This is a genomic window from Pseudomonas sp. (genome assembly GCF_035277045.1).
Lineage (GTDB): Bacteria > Pseudomonadota > Gammaproteobacteria > Pseudomonadales > Pseudomonadaceae > Aquipseudomonas.
The window spans coordinates 1-2,947 of sequence record NZ_DATELE010000323.1; the positions used below are offsets into that span (position 1 = coordinate 1).

General features: G+C 63.5%; 4 protein-coding genes. 2 read left to right on the top strand and 2 right to left on the bottom strand.

The features are described from left to right. Positions 1 to 89: 89 nt before the first annotated feature. A complete protein-coding gene (gene sstT / locus VJS90_RS21175; protein WP_324123584.1) occupies positions 90 to 1,301 on the bottom strand; it encodes a serine/threonine transporter SstT in 1,212 nt (403 codons plus the stop codon). Between the two features lie 69 nt (positions 1,302 to 1,370). Then, the gene (gene nhaR / locus VJS90_RS21180; RefSeq protein ID WP_324123585.1) at positions 1,371 to 2,267 is read right to left on the bottom strand and encodes a transcriptional activator NhaR; all 897 of its coding nucleotides are present in this window, start codon (positions 2,265 to 2,267) and stop codon (positions 1,371 to 1,373) included. Positions 2,268 to 2,407: 140 nt separating this feature from the next. Here nhaR and VJS90_RS21185 point away from each other — a divergent pair, with 140 nt between their 5' ends. Further along, positions 2,408 to 2,650, top strand: coding sequence for a hypothetical protein (locus VJS90_RS21185; RefSeq protein WP_324123586.1), 243 nt, complete (start codon positions 2,408 to 2,410; stop codon positions 2,648 to 2,650). 26 nt (positions 2,651 to 2,676) lie between these two features. Continuing rightward, on the top strand, positions 2,677 to 2,947 hold a 271-nt coding region (locus VJS90_RS21190; protein WP_414704970.1), incomplete at its 3' end, for a TerC family protein.

The following is a 2,947-nucleotide window of genomic DNA, read 5'->3' on the forward strand; positions in this document are numbered from 1 at the left end:
TGCGGTTTCGTGTTCTGACATGGCCCAGTCTCTGTGCGAGGAAAGGCCCCTAGACTAGGGGCCTGGACGGGCAAAGACAACTAGCGGCATCAGGCGGCCTGGCGCTTCTGGGCTTCGCACGCAGCCGCGGTGAAGATCACGTCGGTGGAAGAGTTGAGCGCGGTTTCCGCCGAGTCCTGCAGCACGCCGATGATGAAGCCCACGGCCACGACCTGCATGGCAATTTCGCTCGGAATGCCGAACAGGCTGCAGGCCAGCGGGATCAGCAGCAGCGAGCCACCGGCCACGCCCGAGGCCCCGCACGCGCAGATCGACGCCACCACGCTGAGCAGCACCGCGGTGGGCAGGTCGATGACAATGCCCAGCGTATGGACCGCGGCCAGGGTCAGCACGGTGATGGTGATCGCCGCGCCTGCCATGTTGATGGTCGCGCCCAGCGGGATCGACACCGAGTAGGTGTCCTCGTGCAGGCCGAGTTTTTCGCTCAACGCCAGGTTGACCGGTATGTTGGCCGCCGAACTGCGGGTGAAGAACGCCGTAAGGCCGCTCTCGCGCAGGCACAGCAGCACCAGCGGGAAAGGGTTGCGGCGGATCTTCCAGTAAACGATCAGCGGGTTCATCACCAGCGCCACGAACAGCATGCAACCCATCAGCACGCCAAGCAGGTGCAGGTAGCCCAGCAGCGCGTCCAGGCCGGACTGGGCCAGCGTCGAGGCCACCAGGCCAAAGATGCCCAGGGGCGCGAAGCGGATCACCATGCGTACCAGGGACGTCACCGCGTTGGACAGGTCATCCACCACCTGTCGCGTCCCCTCGCTGGCGCTGCGCAGCGCGATCCCCAGGCCGATCGACCAGGTCAGCACGCCGATGAAGTTGGCATTGACCAACGCGCTCACCGGGTTGTCCACCGCGCTCAGCAGCAGGTCCTGCAGCACCTCGGTGATGCCCTCCGGCGCGCTCAGCGACGCCTCGCTGGCATTGAGCACCAGGTGCGAGGGAAAGCTCATGCTTGCCACGACCGCCACCACGGCCGCCGAGAAGGTCCCCAGCAGGTACAGCCAGAGAATCGGGCGCATATGGGTTTGAGTGCCTTGCTGGTGGTTGGCGATCGACGCCATCACCAGCACGAACACCAGAATCGGTGCTACCGCCTTGAGGGCGGACACGAACACCTTGCCGATGAACGCCACGTTGGCGGCGGCAGCGGGCGCCAGCAGCGCCAGGGCAATGCCGGCCACCAGGCCGATGACGATCTGGGTCACCAGGCTGGTGCGGTTCAACAGGCGCAGGACTGAAGACATGTCGGAAAAATCTCTGTCATCTGGAAAAAAGGGCGCGACTTTAGCACAGACCGCCTGGGGCTTCCGCGCTTACCAATGAAACAGCTCACGTCGCGCGCCCTCGGTGATCGCGACAATTCCCGGGTGCTTCACCTTGCGCTCCACCGAAATCGCGTAGAACGACTCGTTCACGGCCTCTGTCTGGCCGATCAGCTCCACGCCGTACTGGCGGCACACCTCATCGGCGATCACGCTCGGTGCGACAAAGATGCCGCTGCCCGACTGACCAAATGCCTGCATCAGGGCGCTGTCATCGAACTCGCCGATGATCCGTGGCTGCACCTGCTGCTCGGACAGCCAGCGCATCAGCCGGCTTCGCACCACGGTCTCCTGGCCTGGTATCAGCAGCGGCGCCCCGTGCAGGCAGGCGGGGAAGGGCTGGTCGTGATCGCGCGCCAGCCCTGGCGTTGCGAAAAAGCTCAGCCCGCACTCGCCAAGCTTCTGGCTGTAGCCCTTGATGTCCAGGTGGCTTGGCATCGGGCTGTCGGAAATCACCAGGTCCAGGCGCTGGATCGCCAGGTCGGCCAGCAGGCGCTCGAGCTTGTCCTCGCGGCAACTGATGCGCATCGCGTTGTCCACCTCCATGGTCGGCGCGAGCAGCCGGTAGACGATGGACTTGGGCACCACATCGGCCACCCCTACCCGAAACAGGATCTGCTGCTCTTCGGGTCCTGCCCGCAGCATCGTCTCCAGTTCACTGCCGATCTGGAACATCTGCTCGGCGTAAGCCAGCGTCTGGCGCCCGCTTTCGGTCAGCTCCAGTTGCCGGCCCACGCGCTTGAACAGCTCTATACCGTAGGTCTGCTCGAACAAACCGATCTGCCCGCTAATGGTCTGTGGAGTGAGGTTGAGTTGCTCGCTGGCGCGCACGATGCTGCTCGTCCGGGCAACCACCCAGAAGTAATGCAGCTGTCGGTAGTTGAGCATGGAGTGCGATCCCGATTCGTAAAAACCGAAGTATAAGCCCTGAAAATCCGAATTTTCCTGATGTATCGCACTCTCTAGAATGCCTTCCCATCCGGCGCGCCGGGCACGGCGCTGCCGATTCATTGAGAGGAGAGGGACCCATGCTTCAGTTCAAATCCATCGGTACGCCCCTGGTGGTGCTGTTGGCGGTGTTGACGATGACCGGCTGCGAGCAGGCCGAGAAATCCGCGCAGCAGGTGCTTGACCAGGCTGCCGAGTCGGCCAAGCAAGCCATCGATCAGACCAACAAGGCGGCCCAGCAGGCATTGAACGACACCCTCGGCACCGAACCCGGCAAGCCGCCGCGTCAAGGCGCGGACGACAAGCCCACCCAGGACATCTGACCCCAGACCCGATACAGGACTGAATCATGGAATACCTACTGGAACTCGCTTCAAGCCCGACCGCCTGGGTTGCCCTGGCCACGCTGGTGGCCATGGAGATCGTGCTCGGCATCGACAACCTGATCTTCATCTCCATCCTGACCAACAAGCTGCCCGAGCAATTTCGCTCCAAGGCGCGGCGGATCGGTATCAGCATGGCGCTGGTCATGCGCCTGGCGCTGCTTAGCACCGTGGCCTGGATCGTCCAGCTGACCGACCCGGTGTTCGAAGTGTTCGGGCAGGCGTTCTCGTGGAAGG

Excerpts from the sequence above, each read along its gene's own strand:
- sstT (WP_324123584.1), bottom strand. The coding sequence starts at position 1,301 with ATGTCTTCAGTCCTGCGCCTGTTGAACCGCACCAGCCTGGTGACCCAG.
- nhaR (WP_324123585.1), bottom strand. The coding sequence starts at position 2,267 with ATGCTCAACTACCGACAGCTGCATTACTTCTGGGTGGTTGCCCGGACG.
- VJS90_RS21185 (WP_324123586.1), top strand. The coding sequence starts at position 2,408 with ATGCTTCAGTTCAAATCCATCGGTACGCCCCTGGTGGTGCTGTTGGCG.